Source organism: Leyella stercorea (assembly GCF_021531355.1).
GTDB lineage: Bacteria > Bacteroidota > Bacteroidia > Bacteroidales > Bacteroidaceae > Prevotella.
Genome location: NZ_JADYTS010000141.1, coordinates 1 through 2,060 on the forward strand (window position 1 = coordinate 1; position 2,060 = coordinate 2,060).

General features: G+C 44.2%; 2 protein-coding genes. Both read left to right on the forward strand.

The genetic code is table 11. From position 1 onward, the window contains the following. Window positions 1-67: 67 nt before the first annotated feature. Window positions 68-1,432, forward strand: coding sequence for a DUF3987 domain-containing protein (locus I6E38_RS14630; RefSeq protein WP_235394675.1), 1,365 nt, complete (start codon window positions 68-70; stop codon window positions 1,430-1,432). Between the two features lie 122 nt (window positions 1,433-1,554). After that, window positions 1,555-2,060: PG0870-related protein (locus I6E38_RS14635; protein ID WP_235394676.1), on the forward strand; the 506-nt coding region annotated here is incomplete at its 3' end.

A 2,060-nucleotide genomic window follows, 5' to 3' on the forward strand; every position in this document is an offset into this window, starting at 1 on the left:
GAAGAGGAGAACGCTGCCATTCTTGCAGGAAACAAGCGCAAGCCCAAACCCTTAAACTGGTAATGTAATGGATGCGCTTGAAATTTGTAACAAGCTACGCTCGGAGGCTTCGGGCGTAGCCACTTCTGGCATTCCGCTTGACATATTCCCTCAGACGATGCAGCAGATGATTCTTGATTTGGCAAGGACGGAAAACTATTCCATTGAGTTCACTGTCACTTCCCTAATATCCGCTATGGCAGCAGCCGTCGGCAACTCCTGCTATATCCGGATTAAAGGCAATTGGATTACTTCACCTATTCTATATGTCATTCTTGTTGGCAGACCAGGAGTCGGCAAGACTCCACCATTGAACTTTGCCTACAAACCGTTGCACGACATTGATACTGAGGAGCACCATAAGTTCAAGGCTCTAAAGAATGAGTATGCAGCCATTGTGGAGAGAAACAAGGGCAAAAAACGGACGGAATGGGAATCGTTACCTCCTGTACCAGTCCTGCATAAGAATATCATGAATGACTTCACACCAGAGATTCTGATGCGTAATCACGATGCCAACCTCAGAGGTGTGGCAGTTGTGGTGGATGAGATAATGGGGCTGTTCAACACCATCAACCGATACAACAACAGTTCTTTTGTACAACAGATGCTGTCGGCTCACAATGGCTTGCCTGTAGATGTTTCTCGTTGTAATCTTGATTGCCCTTTACGCATTGACTATCCTTGCATACAGATTGTAGGAACTATCCAGACTGGTATTGTGCATGAACTTTATGATATGGGATTTAAGAAGAATGGTTTTCTTGACCGTTTTCTGATCACATGCCCAAAAGGTTTGAAGATTGCTCCTTGGGTTAAGGTTCCAAAACAAGATGCTGCAATCATTGAAAGACCATTCCGTGTATGGAAAGAAATCATAGACAAGGCTGTGGCTCTTCCTTTTACGGAAGGCATCTTCAATGTTCTTGACTTCTCTGATGAAGCCATTGACATATTCTATGATTGGCAGAATGAGGACATAGAACGGCAGAATGCCATTACGGATGAAAAAATGATAGACTCACGTGCTGCAAAAGTTCCTTTGAACACTGCTCGGCTTGCCTTGATATTCCAACTGTTCCGTTGGGCTTGTGATGAGTCTCACAAGGATTTTGTTGATGCGGAGTCCGTGAATGCAGCCATACGGATGAGCGATTACTTTGAGAAGTCATACAAAAGGATGGATGACCTCGTTTCAACCGAGGCTACCGACCCTGTGAAGAAACAGGTACTTGACTCGTTGGGAAACAAGTTCGTAACTGCTGAAGCAGTAAAGGCTGGAGCGGATTTCGGTTTTGCAAGACGTACTGTCATGTATATGCTCAAAGACTTCTGTCAGAAAAACTTTATCATCAAAGACAAGCAAGGCAATTATGAGAAAGTACAGAAGTAGAACCACCACCTTGCACCGTTTGCACTTTGCACTTCTTGCACTCTTGCACAAAAGAAGCTGCATTTTGTGCCAAACAAGTGCAAAAGTGCAGAAAGTGCAAGGTGCAACAAGTGCAGAGCCTTATGAGTGAGTATAGATTCCATCTACAGAAATACAAGCTGGGCAACCGATATGCTTGCCCTCAATGTAGGCGTAAGCGTTGCTTTGCAAGATATATTGACGAGGAAGGACAGATTGTATTTCCTGACAATGTGGGGCGTTGTGACCATGAACAGAGTTGTGGCTACCATTATTCTCCATCTGATTATTTCAAGGACAATCCCGATGCCAACTGCAATGATGATTGGAGATATAAAACACCAATCAAAGAGTGTAGGAAAGAGAAACCTCTTCCAACTTTCATTGATAGCAAGCTGGTGGAGCAAACACTGCATGGCTATTATGTCAATCCTTTGTACCGATACATTTCAACGGTCTTTGGCAAAGAGGAGACAGAACGGCTGTTTGCCTTGTACAAGGTCGGCACTTCAAAGAAATGGGGCGGTTCAACTATCTTTTGGCAGATAGATGTCAATGGGAATGTGCGCACTGGCAAGATAATGAAGTATGATGACAAGACAGGACACCG

Bases quoted from the DNA above. Each gene is read 5' to 3' on its own strand.
- I6E38_RS14630 (WP_235394675.1), top strand. From the start codon at position 68: ATGGATGCGCTTGAAATTTGTAACAAGCTACGCTCGGAGGCTTCGGGC.